The sequence below is a fragment of the Candidatus Nomurabacteria bacterium genome (genome assembly GCA_020632075.1).
Lineage (GTDB): Bacteria > Patescibacteriota > Minisyncoccia > Phycocordibacterales > UBA918 > OLB19.
In genome coordinates this window covers 112887-137152 of sequence record JACKGH010000002.1, presented here as the reverse complement: position 1 = coordinate 137152, position 24266 = coordinate 112887, and the positions used below count along the sequence as shown (strand labels likewise).

The following is a 24266-nucleotide window of genomic DNA, read 5'->3' as shown; positions in this document are numbered from 1 at the left end:
GCTACTTACGACCTAAGATCGAGTTAAGGGTGTTTTGTTTCACGATCATCCAGGCGGGCAAGAAACCAGCTGCAAGAGTTACGACGAAGAGAACGATAAAACGCAAGAAGGTCTCTTCTGGTGGCGCTACCAAGACCCCATCACTAAAGGGGAACTTGATCGGATTTCGTTCAAAGTATCCGAGTAAGAAACCGTATGTCAAAAGTGCTCCTAAGCCAGAGCCGACGATTGCATACACTGCTGCCTGGAAGACATACGCTACTTCAATGGCACTTCGATCGATACCGATGCCCTTGAGAATACCGATCTGCTGGCGTCTGGAGAGAGCATTGATGAAGATGATGATGAAGATCGTGATTGATGCTACGACGATGCCAATTGAGCCAATGAAGGTTCCGAGTAAGTTCATTGTGCTTTTGATGTCAGTGATGAATTTTGGCTTACCTTCGTCAAAGGTTTGGATCTTGGCATATTTATCGAGCTCATTTTGTAGCAGTAGTGTCTTCAGGTCGGCTTCTGATCCAGTTTGACCGACTCGGATGAGAATACGATCGGCATTATTATCAATGCGATCAAAGAGACGTCGGAACTCGCGTTCAGGAATGTATGTGTTGAGCGAAACATCATCCACCTTAGATTCAACGATACCTTTGACGATAAACTCTTTCGACACATTTCCGACTGTTAAGCGGACTGTTTCGCCTGGCTCTTTGATGGCGAGCGTATCAAATAAGTCGCCGAATTTATCAGCGGATTCGTCAAGGTAGTAGTATCCAATGAGGATGTAGCCCTCTTCCGACGGATCGAGGTATTCGCCGCGGGTGATGTTCTTGCTAAGGGATGAAAATTTTTCTTCTTGCAGCGGATCGATCCCGGTCACATTCACAGTTGCGGTGTCCCGTTCAGCGCTCAAGCTGCGTCGTTCTTTGTAGTTTGCCTCAAGCTGCCCGGCGCCTTGGTAGCGCGCAGTATAAGCTTCAATCTCTGGATAGGTAGCTAGTTCCCGCAACACGCTGGCAGTTTCGATAATATTATTTTCACCACTTTTCTCACTCAATATGATATCCCCGAGAGACTCAGCTCGTACAGCACGCTCGGCTCCTTCGATGAGGCCAACTAGGACACCAGAGACCGCGATCAGGTTTAAAAAGGTAAGCATCATCACTGAAATGATGAGGAGGGTGGTCCACTTACTTGCACGCTGGATCTGTCGCCAGCCAAGAAGAAGTCCGATGCGGATGATGCGCATACGCGTGTTATGGGGCGAGGAGGATGTCGCCCTCAGTAAGACCAGTAATTGCTACAAAACCGTCGTTCCCCTCAAGTAGTACTTCAATGGTAGTTGAAGCGGTGGTGTCGTTTTGTAATCGGAGCACCTCGTATACCCCATCTCTTTGAGAAACGAAGCGTTTTGGCACCCGAAGAGTATCTGTCCGCTCAGTGATTATGATATCGATGTCAGCATTCAGTCCACTACGGATCCAAGCTGGAACCTCGTCGAATTGAATGATCGCTTCATAATATGCGACACCGTCGATCTCGGTTGCTTGTGGAGAGATAAAAGAAATCGTACCGCCAAGCGTTTCTTCTGAACGAGCGTCAAAGACCATGCTTGCGCGCTGATCCACGAGCAGCTTGCCGATATCGATCTCTGGGATGCGAGCAGTTACCTCAAAAGCAGTGTCGGCGAGCAGTGTTACGATCGGTGCAGTGGTAACTGTTTCGCCAGGAAGGATATCGATGTTAGTGATAGTGCCAGAAAACGGTGCTCGTAGAGTGCGATCTGCGATGGTCGCATCAATGCGATTTAGGCGGGCTTGTGCCTGCGCGACCGCAGCGTTGGCACGAGTGATCGCTTCGCTTCGTGCGGGGGCATTCTGATTAGTAGCGTCAGCTTCTGCGACTGCGACTGCTTGCTCAGCGAGCAGGATAGCGCTCTCCGCTTGGGTTTGTGCGAGTGCATAGGCGTTGCGGTTTGTGATGTAGCTACTTGATTTCGTGTTTGGGATATCAATGTGCCACACGGATCGGTTGTAGATGGAGTCAGCATCAAAGATGATCCGGAGGCCACAGGTGCCAAGGGGTACTGGTTGCTCGGTCGAGATCACGTAGGTGCCAGTCTCGATCCCTGATAGTCGGTAGGAGTATCCTGATTCTGACTTAGATAAAAATACTTCGAGGGTGTAGCTGCCTTCTTGGTTGCAAGTGTATGTCCCGCTGACGGTTGGTGGAGTGGCGTCTTCAGTGTCGTCATTTGAGTAGACTGTCAGACCAGAAGAGAGCAGGGCTTGGTATGCATTTGCGATCTTTTGAGCCTCATTCTCTTTGGTGGTGCTGAGTGCCTCTTTTGCGGTTGCGAGATTTTCTGCGACGAGGTCACGTGCGGAATCAGTCAGGCCGGATAAAAGCTCATCGCGGTTGGCAACTGCTGTAGCGACTGCAGCTGCGGCATCTTGGCGGTCAGCATAGAGTGTTCGCGCATCGATCTTGGCGATAATATCGCCTTTTTCAACGACATCCCCCGTGTCTACCAGGACTTCTTCGACGATCCCTCCTACTGGAAATGCGAGCTCAGCAGTTTGTTCAGCCTCTGCGACGCCTGATACAGAGACTAGTTGCTGTACGGTACCGCGCTCAACTGAGGTTGTGATGAATTCTTGCTTGTTTCGCTGGCTGGCGCCGTGTGCCATCGTAATGACGACGATGATCGCTAGGAGAGCGGCTGCTACATATGTGTAGCGGTGGTGGAGGAGTTTTTGCATATGTAGGTAGTATACCACTATGAGAAGTGGCGGTGTTGCAGGGGGTGGTAAAACAGCGGGCGGGCCCGAAGGGCCCGCCCGCTGTTTTATGGTCCGTCCTCCTGGATTCGAACCAGGGACCACAGAGGTATATCAATTCAATATTTTGTCCGTGCGCCAGGATTCGAACCTGGGACCACGGAGGTATAAGCTCCGCGCTCTAACCAACTGAGCTACGCACGGACAAAATATTTAATTGATACAAAATTTCACTTCGTGACTCGAAAGAGAAGAATCTCTTTCTCCACTCAGTTCATTTTGTAAGTTCTGCGCTCTAGCCAACTGAGCTAAGGACGGATACGACACACATCTCTCGCTCGACTTACCCTGAGCTAAAGGCGGTGGCGCATCACACTATACCGCACACCAGTATCAGAAACAATTCTGAAAAAGCTCTGTGTACAGATACTGTGTTTTACGTCGTAGTGCTTGATACAATCAAACTACTTACGATTTAATCATTATTTTAAACATTGTGTATGTCTTTCTTTAAAAGTGTGTCCGTTGGTGCGATCGTGACACTCGGTGTTGGCTTGTTCATTCTTGCAGCAGCCGTGGTCGGCGATTTTGATCGTGACTCAATACCTGACCAGCAAGCGGGGGCGCTTAATGCACGGATCGATCAGGTGGCCGATCAAGTTTCGGATGTCATAAGTGCAGTGGATCAATTGGCCGCTGCAAATGGAGCGAATGCCAATAATGATCGAATGACAGTTGATTCAGGTGACATGTCTAACACGCTCTTGTTGCGTTTTAAGTCGGGTATCTCAGAGACCGCAATGCAGAATATCTTTAAGAATTCTGGAGTCACTATGGTAGATGAGATCGGACAGATAAATGTCAAAGTGCTTCGTGTACCAGAGCAGGCACTTGAATCAGTACGAGAAGCACTCTCGCATAATCCACGAGTGGAATTTGTTGAGGTTAATGAATTAGTGCAACCAGACTTTGTTCCAAATGATCCTGAGTATCCAAATCAGTGGCATCATGGTGTGATCGGTTCGCCGCTTGCATGGGACATTGCATCAAATACACCAATTGTAGTAGCGGTTGCAGACACGGGCGTTAAGGCGACTCAGCCAGATCTTAACGGGATCGTTCTCCCGGGGTTCAACACAGTAGACAACACAACCAATAGTGATGATGCTCACAACCATGGTACATGGGTGGCAGGTACGATCGCAGCGATCGGCAACAACGCAACACAAGTGGCTGGTGTTGCGTACGGTACCAAGATCTTGCCGATCCGCATCTCAAATAGCGCTGATGGTTATGCGTATATCTCAGATATGGCGCAAGCGATCACGTATGCAGCTGATCATGGCGCTAAAATAGTCAACATTAGTTATGGTGGTGCAGCTGGAAGTGCGACGATCTGGAACGCTGGAGCATACATGAAGAGTAAAGGAGGTCTCACATTTGTATCGGCGGGTAACGACAATACAGACTATGGATACGCTGACAGTGCAGACATCATTGTGGTTGCTGCTACGACCAATGCTGACTCTAAAGCGAGTTTCTCAAGTTATGGAAACTTTGTAGATATTTCTGCACCAGGTTCTGGTATCCGAACCACCGCGAAGGGTGGTGGTACCGCTTCGGTCAGCGGTACCTCCTTCTCGTCACCTGTGACAGCAGCTGTTGCTGCTTTAGTGTGGATGACAAACCCATCACTCGATCCAGATACAGTGGAACAGATCCTAAAAGATACTGCCAAAGATCTAGGTGCTAGCGGTTGGGATAAATACTACGGCTGGGGCCGTGTCAATGCTGGTGCAGCGGTGGCACTGGCTAAAGCTATTGAAGGACCTGCGCCTGATACTACCGCACCAACAGTTACTTTTGGACAGCCGCTTGAGAACGCTGAAGTGTCAGGAGTTGTGTCAGTGGCTGTAGATGCGGTTGATAATGTCGGTGTTGATCGAGTGGTCTTGCGAGTGAATGGGACTGAAATTGGTACTGATAGGAATGCGCCGTATCAATTCACGATTGATACCTATGAGTACGAGAATGGTGTGATCACGCTTGAAGCTGTTGCGTACGATGCGAGTGGTAACCTTAGTTCGGTATCGCGAACGGTGACAGTACTGAATGTACCTGATGTTGAGGCGCCAACGGTACGAGTAGTCTCACCTGCAGATGGCGCTGGTGTTTCAACTAAAAAAGCATTTAACATTTCTGTGTCAGCCAGTGATAATGTGGGTGTAGCGGAACTCGATATTCTCTTTGATGGGGTTGTGCGGGCTGCTTGTACTAATAGTAGTTCTTGTTCTGCGAGTGTAAATGCTCGAAAGGAATCGCAAGGGACACACACCATTACCGCAGTTGCGTATGATGCGGCAGGTAATGTGGCGGTTGTAGACAGTGTTGTAAATATTGGAAGTAGCAGTACTGGTGATAGTGGGTCGGGTGATAGTGGAACTACAAAGCCAGTGAAATGTGAGCCGTGGCCGAGTTGTCGGTAGAGTAGATGAATTACACGACGAAACACACTATACCGTACCGCCGTGACAGAAACAATTGTTGGGCTAGTGTATGGTCATCTGTGTAGTGCGTCTTTACAAACCCTTCAGTTTTTTGTAATACTAGATTTGAGCGATGTCGCTCGTAGTTATTCAGGGAGAAGACAGTGAGAAACGCGAAACCGTTGGCTCATGATGGGAAGACCATCATCCATCTTTCTCCGGTCTATCAATAAAAGGAGGTGATCGGGCTTCGGCCCCATCTACAAAGGACAAAAGTGAAGGAGCTGCTACGGTGGCACCGATGAACGGCGTCTAAACGGGGTCTCATCCACCCCACCTAGGAGTCTTTCCACCCCTGGGGAGCAAAGATCACCTCCTCAACCCATTCACGCTCGGACAAATTGTCCGAGCATTTTTTTGCGCACAGTCATTACATGTACAGTCAGTTCACTCCATGGTTCACTGGGGACAGAAAGTAATGAGGCGGGTATGCAGTAATGAAAACGTGGTCAATCCGAGATGAGCTTAGTTTTGATGCAGTAGTTCATGTATTTGATCTCCTCATGCCAACGCAGTCGTTCCTTGTTGTGCAGGTGTTTGATTGCAGTGATAGTTGTGATCCTAAGGATGCGTGTATCATATACGCATTGTTTTCGCTTGATGGTTTCATGTTGTACTATGACGATTCCTTGCAAGGTCTGCGTGAGTACATTGCGAAACGTAATCGAGACCCAAGCACGTGGCTGACGATGAACTTTCTGCACTAGGCAACTACTGGTAAAGGCGGCGCTTCGCGCCGCCTTTCAAATTTCCACGCACCTTCCAGTTGCATTTTTCTCCAAAAAAGGTTTTCATAAAAATAGATCCAAAGCAACGAGGGTGAGAATCATGACTGACATCTATTCTGTAGGAAACCCTGACGCAACACCAGAATTTGTTGACGAGATCTTTGCACTCTACATGGAACCTTCAGCTGGGTATGTGCGATTGTTCAAGCCTTCTGACAAGGGAGGTCGACACTACAAGCCAGGCGCGTACGGCTTCTTTGACGCTTATGGCAATCAGCTCGGTAACGAATCGAGTTTCGAACGAATGGTGCGATTGGCTGAGGAGCATAATTACGTGACCTATGATCTGCACTGATGCAGGTACGTCGGCGGCGCTTCGCGCCGCCTTTTGCTTCTACTACACTTAGACACATCTTGAGTTGAAGTTGTCTTGTGGGTGCGCTATAACGAAGTTTGAGTTGTACCAATGGGGAGAGGTGTCATGTTTTTTAATACGACGTCTGAACGGCCGGCAGCCTATGTGCGCGAGCTTAAGGTGGAAGAGATTCCGAATCTCATGCACCAACCGTATGAGCCATATTACGGTGCGCGCCCAGCTGATGATCCGTACGGTCTCATCGACTGGGGCTACGATATGGCGCTTGTGATGATGCGCACAGCTTGGAAAGGATTCGAGGTGTTCAGTGCTCATTAGGCAAGTAATAGACGGACGGTGCGCGATCGCGCACCGTCTTTTCGTTTCTACCTGAGCGCGTATAATGCACACATATGGGAATCTACGATGGCATGAAAGACGCGGCCAAGGTGCTGAAGGAAGCGAACAAGATCGAGGAATACAAAGAGATCCTCGAAGCGCAAGAAAAGATGATGGAAATGCAGCGCACGATTCGGCAGCTGGAAGATGAGGTGACCGAACTCAAGAAAGCAAAAGTCACGGCGGATCAGCTTGAGTACCGCGACAAGTCATACTGGCTTGAGGAAGACGGTCCGTTTTGTTCGCGCTGCTTCGACGCCGAGGGCAAGCTGATCCGCCTCCGCCAACAAAACATCCAGAAGTCGGATTATGATTGTGACCACTGCGACACGAAGGGGATAAGGATTTTTCCGGAGTTGTATGATCCTAAGAAGTCGTCGATGTTTTGAGTAAGTGTCATGACACATCGTACGAGATTTGTCTTTTGATGAAGCATAGAAGTGTGAGTATAATTTATTTATGAATAGCAAAGAAGTAAAAGTTGAATTCTCCGAAGTTAGAGATCAGATCATTGATCATCTCAGTCAAATTCAGAATACCAACATTAATGAGCCTGTAAGTTTGGTGGATGGTTTTTTTTACAACAACTTTACACAGACATGGACAAACAAAACTGTGCTTGGTGGTAATACCGTCGTGTCCATTATGCTTGTTGGTAACAATACTGGGCAAATCTATCATTTTCCATTGAAAAAATTCTTCCCTAACTTTCCAGACATCGACTAATCTATGAGCAATCTTCAGGTTTCAAAAGGAGCACCACGCAATCCTCTCGGTCAGCAAATGAAAGACTTAGAGGATAAAACGGATAAAAAATTCTCTGACTTCCATCGTGTCATTGTTGCGGTCGTAGTTGTGTTGGTGGTAGCCGTCATAACAATGTTGGTGATGGTTATTGCCATGGTGATTGATTCCTTACGCTTCAATTCAATGATATATATGGAGTATGCTGAAAACAAAACATTGAATACCTACTTAATGAGTGAAAATGGACGTCTTGCGAAAGAGTTGAGGTTATTAGGGACTACGACTGAAGATGTAATTGAGTAAGCATTACTCCATATGCAGCACTTCACCCAACCGCGTGACCTTCTCCGCGATGAGCGGGAAAGACTTGGCTAGGTCGGAGTGTTGGTCGACCAGGTGCTTGGCCTCGGTGCGGGCGGCCTCGACGAGCTTGAGGTTGCGGATGGCCTCCATGCCGAGGTCGGAGAGGCCGCTTTGCTTGCCGCCGTAAAGCTCGCCGGAGCCACGGAACTGTAAGTCGTGCTCGGCGAGCTCGAAGCCGTTCTTGGCCGTGGCGAGCGCCTTGAGGCGGTCGCGGGTTTTGTCGCTCTTAGACTCAGTCACCGCAAAACAGTACGGCTGATGCGTACCGCGCACGACGCGCCCACGGAGCTGATGGAGCTGCGCCAGGCCAAAGCGCTCCGCGCCTTCGATGATGATGTTGGTAGCATTCGGGACATTGACCCCCACTTCCACCACACTCGTGGCGCAGAGAATGTCGATCTTGTGCTCGGCGAAGCGCTTCATGACATCGTCCTTTTCAGCTGGTGTCATTTTGCCGTGGAGGGGTTCGATGACGTAGTCTTGGAAGACGTCTTTCTTCAGGCGCTTGGCTTCGGCGATGACGCTCTTCATATTGAGCGCGTTTTCTTTGGTTGGGTCTGGTTCGTCGATGCGCGGGCAGATGACGTAGGCTTGCCGGCCGGCCGCAAGCTCACTGCGGACGTGGTCGTACATCTCCGCGCTCTGGCCGGGGCCGACGACGGTGGTCTGTACTGGTTTGCGGCCGGCCGGCATTTGATCAAGTAAGGTGATGTCGAGGTCACCATAGATCGTGAGCGCAAGTGTGCGCGGGATCGGGGTGGCAGTCATGGAGAGGAGGTGTGGAAGCCGCGCGTCTTTCTTGGCGAGCTTCTTGCGCTGGTTGGTGCCGAAGCGGTGCTGCTCGTCGATGATCACGTAGGCGAGATGTTTGAATTCCACGCTCTTATAGATAAGTGCATGTGTGCCGATGAGGATCGGGACTTCGCCGTTGGCGACCCACTTCAGGAGCTGCGCCTTGCTGATCTTGGTTGGCTTCGTCGGGTCGGTCTTCGAGGGGAACTTCATACAGCCGGAGCCGGTAATGAGCCCGATCGAGATCGGGAGATGATGAAAATACTCGATGAACGATTCGAAGTGTTGCTTGGCGAGGATTTCAGTTGGTGCCATGTATGCGACTTGAAGGTTCCCGTACTCAATCTTTTTATCCGTGCCTTCTGGTGGGCGAGAGGTAGCGACGGCATACGCAGTAGTAGCCGCTACGGCAGTCTTGCCGCTTCCTACATCTCCTTCAAGGAGGCGCGACATAGCGTGCGTGCCGGCGGCGAAGTCAGCGAGGATAGATTGTATCGAGTCGTCTTGGGCGGCGGTGAGCGAGAATGGGAAACGTTCGGTAAAGGCCGCGAGGTGTTCGTCGCTCGTCTTGATCGTGTAGGTTTGCGCGGCGCTCACCGCCGCCCGTTCCTGTGCTTTCTGGACTTGTATATAGAAGACCTCTTCAAAGGCAAAGCGCTTGCGCGCTGCTTCAGCATCGGCGGCTTTTTTGGGCGAGTGCACCCACACGAGCGCGGTCTTAAGGATCGGAAGTTTGTACTTCTTCAGGATCTCTTCCGGGATCGGGTCGCTCAGGGTATCGAGTGCACCTTTTTCAAAGAGCTTGAGGACTGTGTGGTAGAGCCAGCGGCTCGTGATGCCCTTGGTCTCGCGGTAGACGGGGTAGAGCGTATCGTCGGCGCCTTCGGTCCCAGCAAAGATGCTGTCGTGGCGATCGATTGGCAGTGAATCGAGCGGCTCAACTTCTGGATTGCTGAGATACAGCTTGTCTTCGCTTCCAGCCACTTTGCCTGCCAACTTCACATACATACCATCGGTATACATCTTGGCGATGTATGGCTGGTTGAACCACATGATCTTCATCTTGGCCGAACCATCTTCAACGTAGCCTTCAGCAATCGGCTTACGACTCTTCCAGGCTTTGCGGGTCTTGAGGCCAGAAAGCTGGCCGTACACGACTGCTTCTTGGCCTTTCTCCAGGCCACCAACCGACTGTACATCGCTAATGTCTTCGTACCGAGCAGGGAGGTGATAGAGAATGTCGCCGACGGTTTCGATACCAAGTCGTTTGAGAGCTTTTTGGTGAGCAGTATCAACTCGAACGTGCGACGTGAGTGGGTCGGTGAATAACATGTCCCGTATTGTACCAATTTACCTAGCGCTGCGAGACCATTGACAAAAAGTATTTTTTATGATAAAAATATCAAGTATCAAGCTGCGTTTTGTAGCTAGTTCCATCTAATCACTGGCCGGGGAGGTCATGATGAGCAATATCAAAAAAGGTTCGGTCAAATTCTTCAAGGACGACAAGGGGTGGGGTTTCGTCGCGCTCAAAAGCGGTGATGCCTTTCTCCACATCAGAACCATCGAGGAATACGGCTTCACCGCCAAGGACGTGAAGGGTATGCCGCATATCGAGGTCGAGACCGTCATGGGTCTGAAAGGTCTCGAAGTTTCGGTCGTCCACAAGATCCGCGGCAAAGAGTCGCCGGTCCTTCGTGCCCGGGAAGCAGCTAAGCAGGCTGCTGCCGAAGAGGCTAAGCGGGTCGCTGCTGCCCTGGCTGCAGCGGAAGCGGCACGTCTGAAGCAGAAGCAGTTTGGACGTATCGTCGAAAAGAACGACGAGAACGGTCGCTGTGTCTGTATCATCGAGGGTACTCATCCGATGCGCTACGAAGTGTGTCAGGACGACGGTCTCGGCGCCATGGTAGCGGCGGGTCCGCTCACTTTGTCGGAAGCCGAGGCAGAGGCGCGAATCTATCGCAACGCTTCGGCTGCGGCCTGATCTTCAATCTACCTTCGGGTATTTCAAAAGGCGGTGAGCAAGTCTCTCCCGCCTTTTTTCTATACAGCGTTAGGTACAACCAGCTTGCACTTTGTGTGCCGTAATGCTATAAAGAAAAGACCAGCTCCTCATAGTAGGATGACAGCTGGTGCACACCACCCTCCCAGCAAAGGAGATCCAGTATGAAACGTGACACCCCCGACTTCACGGAACGCATCGCCGATCCGACCTGGATCAACAATACGGTCCACACCCGCGCAAGGCCCATAAGCGGCGTCTGAACGCCGGCACGTGTCAACGGAATGATATCTACGGCCAAGGATGGCCCCAACAACCGCCTACGGCGGTTTTTTACTTGTGCAAGTGTAACACTTGCGGTTTATGGCTATAGTGCTATAAAGAAACTACCAGCGCTCAATGTGAGGCGGGCTGGTACAGTAACCTCCATCAAGGAGAAACTCGATGAAGAAGACCGCTTTCGGGCATGAGCTCGATCAGTATGACGACCGGTGCGTCGGTGCGGCCTGTCGCCGCAACAAAGCCAATCCTGGCTTCGGCGGGGGTGGCGGAGCGATCACAACCGGCAAAGGGCCGGGTATCTGACACAACGCGGCACGCGGTGAGATTATCTCAATAGTCCGCAAGGAGGGGCGGGAAGCGATAGCTTCCCGCCTAAATTTATGCCCGAAAGGGCTTTTTGTTTGTTGGGCGGGCAAATTTTCGGAGAAAATTTGCCCGCCGATTTTGATGGCGTATACTAAAACTCTGTCGCACTTATTTTTAAAATCATCACGATCACATGGCTGCTAAAAAGGACTACAACAAACTCGCGCTAGCTTTACACAAGAAACTCAAAGGCAAGATCAGTATTGCCACAAAAGGAAAGCTTAAGACCAAAGATGACTGGAGTACGATGTATACGCCAGGAGTCGGTGCGGTTTCTTCGTTTTTGGCCAAGAAGCCACAGGAAGCTCGTAACTACACCATGAAGCGCAATACGGTTGCAGTTGTGAGTGATGGTTCGGCGGTGCTTGGTCTAGGCGACTTGGGTGCGATCCCGGCACTGCCGGTAATGGAAGGGAAAGCGGCGATCTTCAAAGAAATGGCTGATGTGGATGCAGTTCCGATCGTGCTCGATACCGATGAGCCAGAAGAGATCATTCGTACGGTGAAACTGATCGCTCCGGGGTTTGGTGGTATTAACCTCGAAGATATTGCTGCGCCAAAGTGTTTTGAAATTGAGGAACGACTCAAGGCTGAGCTTTCGATCCCGGTGATGCATGATGATCAGCACGGTACGGCAGTGGTAGTGTTGGCCGGTCTTTTAAATGCAGTGAAAGTAGTGGGAAAACAGCTAAAGAAACTCAGGGTGGTGATCGTGGGGGCTGGTGCGGCCGGCCGGGCGACTGCGCTTATGTTGGTTAAAGCTGGGGTTGTAGATGTTGTGGTGGTAGATTCACGGGGCGCGATCTATGAAGGCCGACCGGGACTTGAGGGATACAAGAAGGACTTGGCGAAGGTGACGAATCCAAATAATCTCTCAGGAGATGTGATGCAGGTGGTTGATGGGGTTGATGTGATCATTGGTGTGTCTGGTCCGGGTACGATCGCACAGGCTCATATCGAGCGGATGTCAAAATCGCCGATCGTGTTTGCGCTCGCGAATCCGGTTCCAGAGATCATGCCGGAGGATGCAAAGCGTGCCGGAGCGATCGTGATCGCTACGGGCCGGTCTGATTTTCCTAATCAGGTAAATAACTCACTCGCATTTCCAGGAATTTTCCGTGGTGCGCTTGATCACGGTGTGACTGAGATCACTGACGAGATGAAGATCGCAGCTGCAAAGAAGATCGCAGCACTCATCAAGAAACCAACGGCTGACAATGTTATTCCGTCGGTCATGACGCCAGGCTTGGTAAAAGCAGTGGCGAGCGCGATCAAGAAGTAGTGGAAGTGGGCGCGAAAAAGCCGGACGGAGGTCCGGCTTTTTCGCGCCTGTTCCTAACCTACTTGCTGAAAATCGATCTTGTCCGTATACTACAAATGTAGCTTTAAACAGCTCCACTTACTAAAGAGTTCTTATTTCTCTCTGAACTCATGAATAATAATTGTAACTAACAACGTATGGTTGAATGGTTTATTGGACTTGGTCCAGTTGAGCAAGCGTTGCTTGCCGGACTTTTTACTTGGAGTGTCACCGCGCTTGGTGCCACTATCGTGATCTTCTTTAAGGAAATCAATAAGCGCATCTTGAACGCGATGCTCGGCTTTGCAGCTGGGGTGATGATCGCTGCGAGCTTTTGGTCGCTGCTTTCGCCTGCGATCGAAATGTCAGATGGTGGTTGGGTGCAGCCTCTGATCGGATTTTTACTCGGTGTTGCTACGCTGTGGGTGATGGATAAAGTCATTCCGCACCTGCACATGGGCTTCCCGAAGGAGGATGCTGAAGGGCCGAAGACGTCTTGGCATCGCAGTATTCTCTTGGTGTCTGCTATCACACTGCATAACATTCCGGAAGGACTCGCAGTTGGTGTGGCGTTTGGAGCTGCGTATGCTGGGCTTGAAAGTGCGACGCTGGCAGGGGCAATTGCGCTCGCTGTTGGTATCGGTATTCAGAACTTCCCAGAAGGAGCCGCAGTATCAGTACCACTTCGTCGTGAAGGATTTAGTCGAAAGAAGGCATGGTGGTTTGGGCAGCTATCGGGTGCGGTTGAGCCGATCGCGGCTGTGATCGGCGCTGCGGTGGTGCTTGTGGCGACACCTATCTTGCCGTACGCACTGGCATTTGCGGCTGGTGCAATGCTGTTTGTGGTGGTGGAAGAATTGATCCCGGAAGCACAGCGTGGCGGTATGGGAATGACAGATCTGGCTACTACCGGAGCGATGATCGGCTTTGCGGTCATGATGACACTTGATGTAGCACTTGGATAGGTGAAAAGAAAATGGCCGGCGCCTTCGGCGCCGGCCACTTTCTTTAGCATTAAAAAAGCCCCTCCAAGCTGGAGGGGCCGCAGGCCGTAGCCGTTTACGCCGCGATGGCGTTCAGGTCGCCGACGGTGATCACGTGCATGATGGCCAGGGACATCATGCGATCGTCCGGGCTCATGTTGGCGAAGTCGCGGAACTTGAGGTTGCCAGGTTTCGTGATCTTGAACTCGGGCGAGTGGATCTCGCGCGTGCCGTTGTCGTCGGTGATGCTGCCGGAGATCTTGCGGTACCCGTCGGTCACCTGGTCGGTGATGTCACCGATGTTATTGATCGTGATGGTCGCGCCGTTGTTGATCTGCAGGCTGAACGGATTGGTCTGGTTCAAGGGGATTTCCTCTTGTGTGGTGGAACTACACCCGCCCGAAACCGGGGAAGTGGGTGGTGTTTCTGGGTGAAACACCGCACGAATATACAGTATATAAAAAATCTGTCAATGATGGATTATCCCCCCTCCTCTTGTATGGCAAAAAAGCGGGAGCGGGATTCCATTTTTTATGGAGTGTGTTACAGTGCCAGCAGGTTTTATCTGTACAAACTACAGGTTTTGTTGTTTACAAATTTCTGCAAATTGCAGAGGGGGAGAAGATGAAAGACACAGATATCGTGATCGTGAGTATGGGTGCGATCGATGGCGCTGGTACGACTGTCGACGAGCGTATCGAAATGCTCAAGGTAGGCGGTCCGGAGTTTATAACTGTCGGTAAGGCCGACAAATACATGCCGATCGACTTCTCGACACGAGACACATCGCTCAGTACTGCCTTGGTAGCGCCGGTGCCCCTCACTGATGGTGAGCTGGCCGAACTGGCTGGACTCACGAGAAAAGAGGCGAAACGGTATGACCGGCATCAGCTCTTCGGGCTGATCGCGGCGAAAGAAGCCATGGCTCCGCTTGAAGGTATCGACGTGTCGCGGTTTGCGTGCACAACCGCTACAGGTGGAGCAGGTCTCAATACCGTCGCTGAAGCCGAGGCGGTTTTGGCAGCTGGGAAACCGCTGCGCAAGATTCATTACAATCTCGGCTACTTGCCGAACATTCTGCAAGGGTATCTCATCGAGAAGTACGGCTTCACCGGCCCGGTTGGTGTGAAGGGTGATGCTTGTGCCGCGTCGGCGATTGCGATTATCGACATGATTCGAATCATCCGGGCTGGCGATGCAGAAGCTGGTCTCGTGGTTGGCGCCGAAGCCGGGATTTCTGACTTTGGCATCGGTTCCTTCCAGGTGCAAGGTGTGCTTGGGAAGGGCTTGCCGTTCCATACTGATCGGGACGGATTCGTGATGGGTGAAGGTGCTGCGGCGATCGTTATGATGACGTACGCCAAGGCGCGCAAGCTCGGTCTCAAGCCGATTGTAAAGATCGCTGGCTATGGTGACTGTGGTGGCGGTACGACTGGCGGCTCTATTACAAGTCCGAATGCTGAAGCTGCGGCAATGGTCATGGGCTTGGCATTGGCAAAAGCTCGTGTGCCGCTCGAAGATGTCGACTGGATCAAGGTTCATGGTACTGGCACTGGAGCGGGTGATATCGCTGAAACAAATGCCGTCGTCAGACTGGCGTTGCAGGAAATGTTCAAAGATATCGCACGCTTCCCGGAACTCGGTATGTATCTGAAAGAAGGATTGACCTGGGAAGAGGTCGAATCTGATCCGGAGTATGCGCTTATAGCTGATGCGGTCTCTGTGATAGCTGCTGAGATCAAAGTTATGTCGATGAAGTCGTACATCGGGCACCTGCTCGGAGCGGCAGCCATCGCAGAGCTTGTGGCAGTTATCAGCTTCGTGCAGGCTGGACTCATTCCACCGACACGTGGTCTTGAAGCCGATGGGTCCCTCGATCCGGAGTGCGATGTGGTCAATCATGTTCGGACTACGATCGTGCAAGACTCAATCTGGGTGCTCCTCAATAGCTTCGGCTTTGGTGGGGTGTATGCTTCGCTGCTCTTGGAGTTCCTCGATCTTGAAGATGAATGAGTAACGCAACGGGCGTGCTGCCTTACGACAGCACGCCCATTTTTTAATCGTGACTTCAACTAAAAGAGGAAGAGTACCAAGCTGACCGCCATGATTCCCATGCCGATGATGGCACCGATGATCGAATGATGATGGTAGCCATACTTCTGTGCAGCGGGGAGGAGTTCATCAAGTGCAATGAACACCATGATACCCGCCACGCCAGCGAAGATCACTCCGAATACCTGATCACTGATGAACTGGATCAGGAGGAAGTAGCCGAGTAGGGCACCGACCGGTTCGGCCAGGCCTGAGGCAAATGAATACCAGAATGCCTTCACGCGGCTACCGGTAGCATGGTAGATCGGGATGGATACTGCCACACCTTCAGGTACGTTGTGGATCGCGATCGCGATCGCGAGTGAGATACCAAGCGCTGGTTCGTTCATGGTTGCCAAGAAAGTCGCAAGTCCTTCGGGAAAGTTGTGGATCGCGATAGCGAGCGCAGTGAAGGTTCCCATTTTGAGGAGAGCGCGTTTTTCATGCTCCTCTTTGTCTGGGTGGTCCATTTCGTGTGCTTCATGCGCTTCGTGCGGACTGCCTTCAGCACTGCCGTGCATGAAGTGATCGATGATCCAGATCACGGCCACGCCACCAAAGAAGCCGATGGTAGCCCAGAGGTAGCCAGTGGCATGATCACCAAAGGCTTCACCAAGCGAGGTAACTGCCTTTTGAAATATCTCAACCAGTGAGACATAGATCATCACACCGGCCGAAAGGCCGAGCATGAAGGATAAGAATTTTTTGTTTGTGTCTTTTGCTGCGAACGCGAGGAAACTCCCGATTCCGGTTGCAAGACCGGCTCCGAGGGTGACCAGGAACGCGAGTAGGATTGGTTCCATAGTGTTTAAATCTATTCTGTTTTATAGCGTTAATACTATAAATCCTTTGTATCACGCTCGGACACTTGCAGCAAGTGGTTGTCCCCAAAATTACTCAGGCACGTGGCACATGAGATTGAGACCGGTTGCCTCATCGAAGGAGCGGTTGATCGTGCCATCAAACACCGTGAAGTGGATCTCTCCAGCGCCCGAGATCTGCATTGAAAAAAGGTGGCCGCCGAAGACCGAGAGGTCTTTGCGTCCAAAGGTGCCGTGGATATGCATAATGATCTGCCCGTCGTCTTTAGCGCCGATGTTGCCGATGAGACTGAGCACCTCGACTTCTTCGTCGATTGTGTGTCGTTCGTATTCTTTGGTGGCGAGGTTGTAGTAGGCGATATCGAGTTGATCAGCTGCACCCAGACCGGTGAGATGTGCGGCGGTGATGTTATGTTTTTTGCAGTGGTCTGCAATGACGCTCATAACTTCCTCGCCGCGACTGAAGGAGAGGGTGTAGACATTGTCTTGTTGGTGGACGATCTGCATGTGGGTAGTATAGCAAAATGAAAAGGGAGGCGGGCGAAGCCCGCCGCCCGTGGTTCAACCTCATTCCACCATCACCTCATGTAGTAAGTGCGAATCGTACTCGTCGTGCGCATCAGCACCATGACCAAAGTGTTCGTGCGTCCAGGTCAAGACGACTGTCATGAGGATAAAACCAAGGATGATCGAAAGAGTAGAGTGCCAGATACTCCGGTAGTGTGAGAGGTTGCCGTGAATGCGAGGTAAGAGATCACTGGCCGCAAGGAAGAGGAGGTTCCCGGCCGCGATTCCAGTAATGAGCCATACAAAATCCTCCGCGTGCTCTGCAATGATAAAAATGAGTACAACGCCAACAATAATGCTGCTGGCAGAGAGGAGATTAAGAAGAGCAGCTCTCGTGCGGGTGTAGCCGGCGCGGATCAATACTCCAAACTCAACGATCTCCTGCGGGATCTCGTGGATCGCTAGTCCGACAGCGGTTGCGATACCTACGGTCGGATCGACCATAAACGCACCACCAAGGACGACACCGTCTGCGACATTGTGAATCCCGTCACCGATGAGTAAGAGCATCGCAGCACCCTTACGATCACAGTCTTCGCTTTCGAGGTGGTGATACTTTTGGTGCAGTGCATTCGCTAGTATGTAAAAGAGGATAAAGCCACCTGCGATGGCAATACCACCCCATTCCGGTGAAAGTGAGAGTGTCTCTGGGATCAGTTCGGTCAAGATCAAGCTCAAGAAGACACCAACTGCAACTGGAACAACAAACTTCTGTGCGCCAATGAGTCGCTTTGTATTACCAAAGAAAAAGACACCGACGAGTGAGACGGAGGCGACGCCAGCAGCAGCAATGAGTGATTCAAACATCTATGACGGTGAGTATAGCAATTTCCGGTTGAGTTACAAGCGTAATCGCCTTGTAATTACTTGTTTAAACGACAATATTAGTTATGATAGCCCTTGTATGCATGACAAATTTTTAAAACCATATAATCCGCAAGAGACCGAAGAAGCTGTCTATAAAATGTGGGAAGAATCAGGGTATTTTAATCCTGACAATCTTCCAGGTGACCGAGCAGAATCATTTACCGTGGTTTTGCCGCCACCAAACGTGACCGGTGTCTTGCACCTTGGTCATGCATACGAGGATTCACTCCAAGACGCCGTGGTCCGCTACCAGCGCATGCGCGGGAAGCGCGCGCTCTGGGTGCCGGGTACCGACTCTGCTGCGATCGCGACCCAGGCGCGCGTAGAGAAGAATATTCAAAAGGAAGAAAAGAAGAGTCGCCATGATCTTGGTCGTGAAGAACTCGTGCGTCGCGTGGCGGAGTACGCGAAGAACAGTGAAGATACGATCCTTAATCAGGTCCGCCGCGTTGGTGCTTCGCTTGACTGGAGCCGCTACGCCTACACCCTCGACGAGCAGCGCTACCTCGCGGTGCAGACTGCCTTCAAGCGCATGTACGACGCTGGGCTGATCTACCGCGGCAACCGCATCGTAAACTGGGACCCAAAAGGCCAGACGACTATTTCAGACGATGAGATCGTCTACGAAGAACGTACCGCGAAGCTGGTGACCTTTAAGTACGCGAAAGATTTCCCAATCCCAGTTTCTACTACTCGAATGGAGACCAAGGTCGGCGACACTGCAGTAGCAGTCCACCCCGACGACGCGCGATACAAGGAATTCATCGGTAAGGAATACGACGTGGTCTTTTGTGATGTGCCGCTCCATATTAAGATCGTTGCCGACGAATCAGTTGAAATGGAATTCGGAACTGGTGCGCTCGGTGTGACTCCAGCGCATAGTCAGATCGACTGGGAGATTGCCGATCGCAACGACTTACCGCGTCCACAGGTGATCAATGAATACGCCAAAATGATGGTCGAGGGACGACTTGAAGGCAAGAAAGTGCTCGAAGCGCGTGAAATGGTCGTGGAGTGGCTGCGTGAAGAAGATCTGCTTATTTCAGAAGAAGACGTACCACAGAATGTCTCAACCTCAGAACGTACCGGTGCGATCATTGAGCCATTGCCGAAACTGCAGTGGTGGATTGATGTGAACAAGCCATTTACAATTGAGCACTCAGAAATTCCAGGTATTGAAAGTGGTAGCGAAGTATCACTCAAGGAGCTTATGAAGCAGAGCGTGGCGAGTGGGGCAGTCGATATGCCGCAGGAGCGTTTCAGCAAGACCTACTTCCACTGGATCGAAAATCTTCGTGACTGGTGTATCTCGCGTCAGATCTGGTTTGGACACCGGATCCCGGTTTGGTACAAGGGCGAGGAGATCTACTGTGATGTCACTCCACCAGAAGGCGACGGCTGGGAACAGGAAGAAGACGTGCTCGACACGTGGTTTTCTTCAGCACTGTGGACCTTCTCGACGCTTGGTTGGCCAGAGAAATCGAAAGACCTCGAAACCTTCCATCCGACTGCCTTTATGTCACCAGCCTATGAGATCTTGCAGCTTTGGGTGTCGCGTATGATCCTCATGGCTGGCTTCCACCTCGGACAGGTGCCATTTAAGCGCGTGATGATCCACGGTCTCGTGCGCGATAAGCAAGGACGAAAGTTTAGTAAGTCGCTCGGTAATGGCGTTGATCCACTTGAGATCATCGAAAAGTACGGTGCTGATGCGCTGCGCATGGGCTTGCTCGTTGGTACCGCGATCGGCAACGACGTGAAGTTCGATGAAAGCAAGATCAAGGGCTACAAGCACTTTGCGAACAAGATCTGGAATATCACTCGCTTTATTCTCGACAACACCGACGGTGTCGACTTAGCTGGCGAAGTGACCAAGACGGAAGCTGACCAGCAGATCGAAACTCGACTGCAGGAGCTGGTGGCTGAAGTAACTGACGACTTCGAAAACTACCGTCTCTACCTCGCGGCCGAGAAGATCTATCACTACGTGTGGCATGAGGTGGCCGACATTATCCTCGAAGAATCAAAGCCGATCCTCCAGGGTGAAGATGCAGACGCAAAGCTGTCGCGTCAGCACACAATACGACATGTCCTCGATACATCACTCAAGCTGCTGCACCCATTTATGCCGTTTGTGACCGAAGAGATCTGGCAGACGCTGCCAGAGAAGAACGGGGAAGTACTGATGGTGTCAAAGTGGCCAGGGGCATAAAGCAGAGCAATAATAAAAAACCACCCGCGTGCGGGTGGTTTGCTTGTTAGTTCATCAAGGCTGGTGACAGCAGGACGAGCTCCATAGTGTTGAGTGGACCGAGGACTACGTCGACCTGGTCATGTGTGATGTTGCTGAACGGTTCATCGAACGAACCGTGTTCTTCAGGTCCAGTTGCGATACCGACACTATGACCTGGTCGAAACACGATCGGCCCAGTCGCGCGCTTTTGATCGTGATCTACGTTGGTGATGAGACCGACGTAGCCTGCAAACGTACCTTCGAAGATAAAGATGGCGTCGCCAGGTGCGTAGTCTTCTTCAGTTTGCCGTTCCGGTGTGATGTCCGGATTGCCGCTGATCGTGTGCTTGTCGACAATAATTGCTTCTTTTTCACGATACTTTCTGACCGCGTACCTGAGCGCAGTACGGGCATTGGTAAGGCCGAGTGCAGGCAGCGTTGCGGTCGGTGTATTCTTGCCACGCTGCCTGCGCCAGATCATATGTGCGATCACGTACTCGATAGTTCCTTGGTCAAAAGAGTTGACGATCTGTCTTGAAATGGTCATGAACTTCCTCCTGTGCTGGTTCGGAATGCACAGTAGAGGTTAAAGTGCTTACTGTCAATATGTTTTGCGTAGCCTTGCTTAGCATGTAAAAATATGTTCCTATAGCCGCTGGGTGAACATAGGAAACTATACGGAGGAATATGACTATGAAACCGAGTCAGACAGCTATGCCTGTGCCAGATTCTCTGGCAGACACTCGAGGTGAATTCTCTTTGCTCGATAAAGCATTGGTTGATGCGCGAGCTACTGCACACAAAGCAATGGTTACCGAACGTGCGCTTCATCTTGGTCGTTGGCGATCATTTGCTACTGCGGTATTTACCACTCATGTGGGTGTGCTTACGGCATACTTTACGCTCGATTCGTGGAAGAGCGACCCGGTGCTTCTTGCGCTCGTTCCGACACTCGCGATTCTCACGATCATCGTGACGCTGATCGTTGTGCTGTTGCTGGTGAAAGATCGACAGCATACCTTGGACGAAGGGGTGTGGATCGAAACAGCTCAGGAAGAGATGCTTGGCGCTTCGCCGTCGAATTACTTCAGGAAGTTGGACCGAAATGTCGGGTTCTGGGGGTTTACCGACCTCCATGTCTACCAACTGATCCTGGCGTTGATCTGGATTGCCGTTTTCACCAAGACTACGCTGCTCTAACGCACCTGGAGGAATAAAGTATGTTAGGTAAAGCACTTTTGTACCTTTTGATTCCGGTCTTTCTTTTCATGGCTTTTACGACCGTGCAGGTCATGGTTTCCGGCGACGTCACAAAAACTCCTACTGTGGAGCAAGTCGCCGACTGATCGGCAAAAAGAAATAGAACAAAGCTTCTCGAAAAGAGAAGCTTTTTGTTTGCGGGTAGTCTCGAGTTAGAACCGTAGTCGGTCAAGCAGAGCTTGACGGAATCAGTTCATTTTACACTTCGCTCCCGAAGCGTCTCGAGCGCTAAATCTATGAACCTATTCAAATCCTCTTGGGATGAGAATTTTATCCTGTAACTATATGATGGTAATGGCAAAAGAAGTCGTTTTTTTAAATAAATTCTTGCCTCTTGACTTGCAGATCCTTCTACAAACCGTATAGATTTCCACCGCACTTTTGTTACGCCATATAATCCATCTTTGCTGACGAACAAGCTGAATTTAGATTTAATTAACTCCTTCAAATCATACGTTGTACCCAAACCACTCATGTCACTGTGGTGTCCGTGTGCAAAATAACCACTAAATACTATTAGTGTTAGCATTACAAAAACAAAACCCCATGTATAGATTTGGTCGTTAGCTAAATTTTGTGAAAACAGATTACTTCCATGATCAAGGTAGAGTAGGAAAAAGACCAGAGGACCAAAAACAAGAATGATTCTAAACAAGAAAGCAAGTGTGAATTTCATAGCCCCAACAAAGCCCTTATCATAAAGAACTTGCACATTCTCAAAGACGAAAAGACTGTTCGAAGACACTTCTCTTCTCTGTGCCTGTCTACGGCTTTTTAGAATAAAATATAAGAGCCAGTCTAAGAAACTTCGTAGCATAACATCAGTATACACTCATCTTACTCACGAATTAGCACGAGACAGGTGTCTCGTGCTAGCTCTTGGATGCGGAAAAGCCGCTTAATACAAGTATTATAGCATTTTTCAGGATTCGGTCACAGATAAATTTCTTGCAGAAATTTTCCGCGACCCCGTCTCGCATTGTTCGTCGCAAGCTCCTCACATCGCTGCGGCTTTCGAATCCCAACGTAAAGTGCCGCAGGGCACTTTACTTACTCTCCGCTCAAGAAAATAGCCACCTGACGGTGGTATTTTCAACGAGCGGAGAGTATGGGATTCGAACCCATGAAGGGGTTTAGCCCTTACCTCGTTAGCAGTGAGGCGCTTTCGACCACTCAGCCAACTCTCCGTTTCACTTCGAGTTGGCTTCAGGTCGAACAAGTTCGTCCACCTCCTTTTAGTCGGATGAAAATGTCTCCCAGACATTTTCATCCACTCAGCCAACTCTCCATAATTTATTCAATTGTGCACGGTAGGATAACACATTATGTCCAGAGTCTCAAAAGGGCCTCGCGGGGAGGCCCTTTGGTGAAACGGATCGCGGATCACTGAAGTATCCGTGGCGTTGCTGGTGTGGTGTTTTCTGCTGCCAACCTAGACAGATGTTCGCTGATCTCGAGGACTCGTTCGTGGTAGCGGTGCGTGAATACATCATAGACGACACGTGCCGTTTGAACGAATGCGTTACAGAGCAGGATGTCTCGTTCTGCCAGAGCTTCATGATGCTCGCGTAGCGCAGCATCGTGGTACGAGCTGCGACCGAGGGTGACGAAGTAGTCAGGGTCGAGGCCACGCCGGAGGACTTTGGGCAATTGTAGTGAAAGGATCAGTAGGGCAGTGTCGGCGATGGAAAGAAAGTCGTGTGCAGACCGGCGCGGCTGTTTCGCAGCCCGCAGGTACCGTAGTGCCAGAGCTTCGTGCGACCACTCTGTCCGCCAGTGAGTTACGAGTACGCCGACAGTGTACAGGCGCACCGTTTCCTTTAGGTCAACATTGACTCGCATTTCGGCCTCAAGCAGGAGGCGTCCGAATTGATCGTGTAGGTAATTGCTTACTGCAGGTTTCATTTCGTTCTCCTGAGGTACTTCCAACTTCATTACATACCCATATGAATAGTTTGTAAAGTGGATCATAGGTCTCTCGGGTGCAAAAAGGGACTTTACTAATAATGTATTTTTTTGTACGTTTGATATGACCAATACTGGTCTTTCATACAGGAGTTCTTTGGCAGATGTTTTACAATAGAAGTAGAGCGTTTACCCGTCAGTCGGAAAAAAGGGGAAGAGAGTCTGTCCGTGCAAAACACGAGCAGGCTGAAAAGACGATCGCTCGCAAACTCGCGATCCAGAAAGCAAATGGTCAGCTGACCGCAGAGCGGCGTGAGACTGAGGCAGCAGCGCGTAAGCAAGCTGAAGCGCGACAGCGTGCGCAGCACGTGAGATATCACGAAGATCAGGTCATTGCCAAGGAGCGTAAGCAGGCAACGGCAAGCGGTCAGATATTCACCATTGGTGATGCGCGGGCGGTGCGGAAGCAGTTGCGGGAGATCCGCACCAGCTGGCTGGCACGCCAGGCAGAAAAAAGACGACTTCGTCGCGAGCCGCAGGCAAGGCACGGTGTTGCTTGGGTATAGACACTTTCTACTTCGGAGGAAAAGCGGCCGCTTAAGGCCGCTTTTACAATTTTTACACAACAAAAAAGCAGCGCCTTGGGGGCGCTGCTGGGGGAGGTTCTGATCAGTTCTTCTGATCGTTGCAGAGATTGAACGGACACCAGCCAGGTGCGACCATTCCGCTGAATACGATCAAGATGCCGAGACCCATCATGATGGCGAAGAATCCTATGGCAACATACGTGATGATGCTGCCGATGAAGTTCTGGATCTGGAACCAGGGAATGCCGCTCATGTGAGCGGCGGTGGCGCTTGCGACGCTAGTCAGGGCAAG

25 protein-coding genes and 2 tRNA genes are annotated in these 24266 nt (G+C 50.9%); 14 read left to right on the top strand and 13 right to left on the bottom strand.

What is annotated here, in order from left to right:
- Nucleotide 1 precedes the first annotated feature (1 nt).
- The 3 genes from H6786_05750 to H6786_05740 form a co-directional block, all read right to left on the bottom strand.
- Nucleotides 2-1249, bottom strand: coding sequence for an FtsX-like permease family protein (locus H6786_05750; protein ID MCB9816863.1), 1248 nt, complete (start codon nucleotides 1247-1249; stop codon nucleotides 2-4).
- Nucleotides 1250-1256: 7 nt separating this feature from the next.
- Nucleotides 1257-2762 (bottom strand): HlyD family efflux transporter periplasmic adaptor subunit, encoded by a 1506-nt coding sequence (locus H6786_05745; protein MCB9816862.1) that lies wholly within the window; start codon nucleotides 2760-2762, stop codon nucleotides 1257-1259.
- Between the two features lie 148 nt (nucleotides 2763-2910).
- Nucleotides 2911-2984, bottom strand: a tRNA-Ile gene (locus H6786_05740).
- A gap of 296 nt (nucleotides 2985-3280) precedes the next feature.
- Between H6786_05740 and H6786_05735 the strand changes: the two genes are divergently transcribed.
- From H6786_05735 to H6786_05705, 7 genes are all read left to right on the top strand, one after another.
- Nucleotides 3281-5266, top strand: a complete 1986-nt coding sequence (locus H6786_05735; protein ID MCB9816861.1) for a S8 family serine peptidase — start codon at nucleotides 3281-3283, stop codon at nucleotides 5264-5266.
- Nucleotides 5267-5763: 497 nt separating this feature from the next.
- Entirely contained in the window at nucleotides 5764-6033 is a 270-nt protein-coding gene (locus tag H6786_05730) for a hypothetical protein (protein ID MCB9816860.1), read from the top strand.
- A 121-nt stretch (nucleotides 6034-6154) separates the two neighbouring features.
- Nucleotides 6155-6409: a hypothetical protein gene (locus tag H6786_05725; protein ID MCB9816859.1), complete on the top strand. Its 255-nt coding sequence runs from the start codon at nucleotides 6155-6157 to the stop codon at nucleotides 6407-6409.
- Nucleotides 6410-6535: 126 nt separating this feature from the next.
- Nucleotides 6536-6748, top strand: a complete 213-nt coding sequence (locus tag H6786_05720) for a hypothetical protein (GenBank protein ID MCB9816858.1) — start codon at nucleotides 6536-6538, stop codon at nucleotides 6746-6748.
- A gap of 74 nt (nucleotides 6749-6822) precedes the next feature.
- Nucleotides 6823-7197 (top strand): hypothetical protein, encoded by a 375-nt coding sequence (locus H6786_05715; GenBank protein ID MCB9816857.1) that lies wholly within the window; start codon nucleotides 6823-6825, stop codon nucleotides 7195-7197.
- Nucleotides 7198-7267: 70 nt separating this feature from the next.
- On the top strand, nucleotides 7268-7534 hold the full coding sequence (locus H6786_05710) for a hypothetical protein (GenBank protein MCB9816856.1): 267 nt from the start codon (nucleotides 7268-7270) through the stop codon (nucleotides 7532-7534).
- A gap of 3 nt (nucleotides 7535-7537) precedes the next feature.
- A complete protein-coding gene (locus H6786_05705) occupies nucleotides 7538-7858 on the top strand; it encodes a hypothetical protein (GenBank protein MCB9816855.1) in 321 nt (106 codons plus the stop codon).
- Nucleotides 7859-7861: 3 nt separating this feature from the next.
- Here the strand turns inward: H6786_05705 and recG are convergent, their stop codons facing one another.
- Nucleotides 7862-10042, bottom strand: a complete 2181-nt coding sequence (recG, locus tag H6786_05700; protein MCB9816854.1) for an ATP-dependent DNA helicase RecG — start codon at nucleotides 10040-10042, stop codon at nucleotides 7862-7864.
- Nucleotides 10043-10172: 130 nt separating this feature from the next.
- On the opposite strand from recG, the gene H6786_05695 reads away from it, so the two are divergent.
- From H6786_05695 to H6786_05685, 3 genes are all read left to right on the top strand, one after another.
- Entirely contained in the window at nucleotides 10173-10694 is a 522-nt protein-coding gene (locus H6786_05695; protein MCB9816853.1) for a cold shock domain-containing protein, read from the top strand.
- A 799-nt stretch (nucleotides 10695-11493) separates the two neighbouring features.
- Nucleotides 11494-12642 (top strand): NADP-dependent malic enzyme, encoded by a 1149-nt coding sequence (locus H6786_05690; protein ID MCB9816852.1) that lies wholly within the window; start codon nucleotides 11494-11496, stop codon nucleotides 12640-12642.
- Between the two features lie 176 nt (nucleotides 12643-12818).
- Nucleotides 12819-13625, top strand: a complete 807-nt coding sequence (locus tag H6786_05685; protein ID MCB9816851.1) for a ZIP family metal transporter — start codon at nucleotides 12819-12821, stop codon at nucleotides 13623-13625.
- A 94-nt stretch (nucleotides 13626-13719) separates the two neighbouring features.
- Here H6786_05685 and H6786_05680 read toward each other — a convergent pair whose 3' ends face one another.
- Complete coding sequence (locus tag H6786_05680; protein ID MCB9816850.1) at nucleotides 13720-14007, bottom strand: hypothetical protein; 288 nt, start codon at nucleotides 14005-14007, stop codon at nucleotides 13720-13722.
- Nucleotides 14008-14267: 260 nt separating this feature from the next.
- Between H6786_05680 and H6786_05675 the strand changes: the two genes are divergently transcribed.
- On the top strand, nucleotides 14268-15656 hold the full coding sequence (locus H6786_05675) for a hypothetical protein (protein MCB9816849.1): 1389 nt from the start codon (nucleotides 14268-14270) through the stop codon (nucleotides 15654-15656).
- Nucleotides 15657-15715: 59 nt separating this feature from the next.
- On the opposite strand, the gene zupT is transcribed toward H6786_05675, so the two are convergent.
- The 3 genes from zupT to H6786_05660 form a co-directional block, all read right to left on the bottom strand.
- The gene (gene zupT, locus H6786_05670; GenBank protein ID MCB9816848.1) at nucleotides 15716-16537 is read right to left on the bottom strand and encodes a zinc transporter ZupT; all 822 of its coding nucleotides are present in this window, start codon (nucleotides 16535-16537) and stop codon (nucleotides 15716-15718) included.
- Between the two features lie 90 nt (nucleotides 16538-16627).
- Entirely contained in the window at nucleotides 16628-17062 is a 435-nt protein-coding gene (locus tag H6786_05665; protein ID MCB9816847.1) for a DUF296 domain-containing protein, read from the bottom strand.
- Nucleotides 17063-17122: 60 nt separating this feature from the next.
- The gene (locus tag H6786_05660) at nucleotides 17123-17929 is read right to left on the bottom strand and encodes a ZIP family metal transporter (protein ID MCB9816846.1); all 807 of its coding nucleotides are present in this window, start codon (nucleotides 17927-17929) and stop codon (nucleotides 17123-17125) included.
- A gap of 97 nt (nucleotides 17930-18026) precedes the next feature.
- On the opposite strand from H6786_05660, the gene H6786_05655 reads away from it, so the two are divergent.
- Nucleotides 18027-20201 (top strand): valine--tRNA ligase, encoded by a 2175-nt coding sequence (locus H6786_05655; GenBank protein MCB9816845.1) that lies wholly within the window; start codon nucleotides 18027-18029, stop codon nucleotides 20199-20201.
- Between the two features lie 46 nt (nucleotides 20202-20247).
- On the opposite strand, the gene H6786_05650 is transcribed toward H6786_05655, so the two are convergent.
- Entirely contained in the window at nucleotides 20248-20769 is a 522-nt protein-coding gene (locus tag H6786_05650; protein MCB9816844.1) for a hypothetical protein, read from the bottom strand.
- A 140-nt stretch (nucleotides 20770-20909) separates the two neighbouring features.
- Between H6786_05650 and H6786_05645 the strand changes: the two genes are divergently transcribed.
- Nucleotides 20910-21422, top strand: coding sequence for a hypothetical protein (locus H6786_05645; GenBank protein MCB9816843.1), 513 nt, complete (start codon nucleotides 20910-20912; stop codon nucleotides 21420-21422).
- A 253-nt stretch (nucleotides 21423-21675) separates the two neighbouring features.
- On the opposite strand, the gene H6786_05640 is transcribed toward H6786_05645, so the two are convergent.
- From H6786_05640 to H6786_05630, 3 genes are all read right to left on the bottom strand, one after another.
- On the bottom strand, nucleotides 21676-22299 hold the full coding sequence (locus H6786_05640) for a hypothetical protein (GenBank protein MCB9816842.1): 624 nt from the start codon (nucleotides 22297-22299) through the stop codon (nucleotides 21676-21678).
- A 283-nt stretch (nucleotides 22300-22582) separates the two neighbouring features.
- Nucleotides 22583-22669: transfer RNA gene (locus H6786_05635), tRNA-Ser, on the bottom strand.
- 196 nt (nucleotides 22670-22865) lie between these two features.
- A complete protein-coding gene (locus H6786_05630; protein ID MCB9816841.1) occupies nucleotides 22866-23453 on the bottom strand; it encodes a hypothetical protein in 588 nt (195 codons plus the stop codon).
- 98 nt (nucleotides 23454-23551) lie between these two features.
- Between H6786_05630 and H6786_05625 the strand changes: the two genes are divergently transcribed.
- Complete coding sequence (locus H6786_05625) at nucleotides 23552-23953, top strand: hypothetical protein (GenBank protein ID MCB9816840.1); 402 nt, start codon at nucleotides 23552-23554, stop codon at nucleotides 23951-23953.
- Between the two features lie 103 nt (nucleotides 23954-24056).
- On the opposite strand, the gene H6786_05620 is transcribed toward H6786_05625, so the two are convergent.
- Nucleotides 24057-24227, bottom strand: coding sequence for a hypothetical protein (locus H6786_05620; GenBank protein ID MCB9816839.1), 171 nt, complete (start codon nucleotides 24225-24227; stop codon nucleotides 24057-24059).
- Nucleotides 24228-24266: the final 39 nt, after the last annotated feature.